Below are 2,636 nucleotides of genomic sequence, written 5' to 3'. Positions count from 1 at the left end.
CCATCTCGCGGGGCTGGCCCGGTCGATCGGTGAGGCAACTTATCAAGCTTAGCTCAGCCATGAACCCGACGTGAAATCGGGGTACCGGTAGAGCTAGTGTGAGCGTCAGGCGCTCCTCGTCCTACCTCGTTTCCCGGTCCATCCGCGCAGCGTCTCCGCTGTGCTTCTCGGCTCCGGGTCGGTGTCCGTGTCGCTCTGACTTGGATAAAGTTACGCGGCGGAGAACGCCACGTCAAATCGCCTGCGCAGCCCGAGAATTCGCAGGTCAAGACCCCTGACATCGGCCAGCGATCGGTCTGAATCACACGAATGTGACTCAGACCACCGCAACCTCATCCGAAGGAGGCCATCAAGCCTCCCCGCGGCCGCTGTCAGTTGGCCAGTGCGTGCTCTGCCCCGCGGTGCAGCGGCACGGGGTTCGTCTCCCGCGCGTGCTCCCGCACGATCCCCTTGGCTGCGGAGTTCGCCTGCTCCAGCTGAGCCTTCCGATCGAACAGCGCCTTGGTGAGCACACAGGCCACGTCGGCATCCAAGTTGTCGCGCACCAACAGCACATTCGGCACGACGATGGACGGCACGTCTTCCGGCAGTCCATAGACAGCGGCGGGAATGGCGCCCAACTCGTACACCGGGCTCAGGATGCGCATCCCGGCCAGCAGATCGGACGTATCGAGGAAGCGGAACCTGTCCCCGCCCGAGCTGAACAGCTCGACCAGGCCCGGCGTCGGCAGACCCCCGGTGAAGAAGAGCGCGTCGAGCGACCCGTCCTTCATCCCGGCGACCGCCTTCGTGAGATCCAGGCGATGGACCGCGATATCGCTGTCCGGGTTCAACCCGCCCGCCCGCAGCTGCCGACGTGCCAGCATCTCGGTGCCGGATTTCGGCGAGCCGGTCGACACCCGCTTACCGCGCAGCTCCGAAACAGAGGTGATGCCGGAGTCGGCCCGCACGACCACCGCCGCATAGCTCGGGTACAACCGCGCCAACGCCTGCACCGGCTGCTTCGCCCCGTCGAACGTGCCGATGCCCAGCACCGCGTCGGCGGCCGTATCGGTCTGCGCGAACGCCACCTGGTACTTCCCCGCCACCAACTGCTGAATGTTCTGCACCGACGCCATCGTCTCCGCGGCCGTCGCCGTCACCTTGCCGCCGGTGGCCAGCGTGATCTGGTCCGCGTAGGCATTACCCAGCGCCGAGTACACACCGGTCGCGTTGCCGGTGGCGATGCCGAGCTCGGTCTCCTCCTGCACCGTGCAGGTGACCGGAGCTCCCGAGTCGGTGGGTGTTCCCTCCTGACTCTTCGTGCATCCGGTGACGAACCCGGCGGACACCGACACCACGGCGACAACGATCGCCACTTTCCTCATCTCATCCTCCCTGGCGTGCGCCGGCGACCACAGCGGCCGCGGACCCACGCCGCACCTGCACCGTGTGCTCCGCATCGTCGACCACCACCGGCGGCCGGCTCGCCACGGACTCGAGCCGGCCGCCTTCGCGAGGTGGTCGGGTTCCTATTTGGTCAGTGCGTGGTCGGCGCCGCGGTGCAGCGGGACCGGGTCGGTGTTGCGCGCGGTGTCGCGAGTGATGCCCTTGGCCGCGGAGTTCGCCTGTTCCAGTTGCGCCTTGCGGTCGAACAGCGACTTGGTCAGGACACAGGCCAGATCGGCGTCGAGGTCGTCGCGGACCAGCAGCACGTTGGGGACGACGATGGTTTTGGCGTCGGCGGGCAGGCCGTAGGTGGCGGCGGGGATCGTGCCTGCCTCGTAGACGGGGCTCACCTTGCGCATCGCGTCGAGTTGGCTCGAGAGGTCGAGGAAGCGGACCTTGTCCCGCGAGGAGGTGAAGAGGTCGGTGATACCGGGGGTCGGCAGACCGCCGGAGAAGAACATGGCGTCGATGGAGCCGTCCTTCATACCGTCCACGGTCTTGGTGAGGTCCAGGCGCTGGGCGGAGACATCGCTGTCGGGGTTCAGGCCCGCGGCTTGCAGCACGCGCTGGGCGATCACCTCGGTGCCGGACTTGGGCGAGCCGGTGGACACGCGCTTGCCGCGCAGGTCGGCGACGGAATTGATGCCTGCGTCGGCGCGGACCACCACCTGGGTGTAGTTCGGGTAGAGGCGGGTGAGCGCCTGCACCGGTTGCTTCTTGCCGTCGAAGCTGCCGGTGCCGAGCACGGCGTCCGCGGCGGTATCGGCGAGCGAGAACGCCACCTGGTAGTTGCCCGCGACCAGCTGCTGGATGTTCTGCACGGACGCACCCGTCTCCGAGGCGGTCGCCTTCACCTTGCCGTTGGTCGCCTGCGCGACCTGGTCGGCGTAGGCGTTGCCCAGCGCGAAGTACACGCCGGTGGCGTTGCCGGTCGCGATGCCGACCCTGGTCTCCTGTTTCACCTCGCAGGTGACTGCGCCCCCTGCGTCGTTCTGCGGCGCGTCCCGGCGGCCACCGCATCCGGTGAGCAGACCGGCCGATACCGCGGCAACAGCGAAAATTACGGCGACTCTTCTCATGTCGTCCTCCTTCGAGTGAGCAGAGTGATCCCGATGGCCGCGCTCAGCGCGACCAGTCCGGCGATGAGCGCGCCGGTCTCCAGGTACAGCAGCAGCAGACCGCCGACGCCGGCCAGCGCCCTGGCGACC

Annotated in this window: 2 protein-coding genes; both read right to left on the bottom strand. The window is 67.6% G+C overall.

From position 1 onward, the window contains the following. Positions 1 to 371: 371 nt before the first annotated feature. Complete coding sequence (locus NN4_RS44410) at positions 372 to 1,367, bottom strand: TAXI family TRAP transporter solute-binding subunit (protein ID WP_147144433.1); 996 nt, start codon at positions 1,365 to 1,367, stop codon at positions 372 to 374. 144 nt (positions 1,368 to 1,511) lie between these two features. Beyond that, the gene (locus NN4_RS44405) at positions 1,512 to 2,507 is read right to left on the bottom strand and encodes a TAXI family TRAP transporter solute-binding subunit (protein WP_147144431.1); all 996 of its coding nucleotides are present in this window, start codon (positions 2,505 to 2,507) and stop codon (positions 1,512 to 1,514) included. Between the last annotated feature and the right edge of the window lie 129 nt (positions 2,508 to 2,636).

The organism is Nocardia ninae NBRC 108245, from assembly GCF_007990755.1.
Taxonomy (GTDB): domain Bacteria; phylum Actinomycetota; class Actinomycetes; order Mycobacteriales; family Mycobacteriaceae; genus Nocardia; species Nocardia ninae.
This window is presented reverse-complemented; position numbering and strand designations above follow the sequence as displayed.

Bases quoted from the DNA above. Each gene is read 5' to 3' on its own strand.
- NN4_RS44410 (WP_147144433.1), bottom strand. From the start codon at position 1,367: ATGAGGAAAGTGGCGATCGTTGTCGCCGTGGTGTCGGTGTCCGCCGGG.
- NN4_RS44405 (WP_147144431.1), bottom strand. From the start codon at position 2,507: ATGAGAAGAGTCGCCGTAATTTTCGCTGTTGCCGCGGTATCGGCCGGT.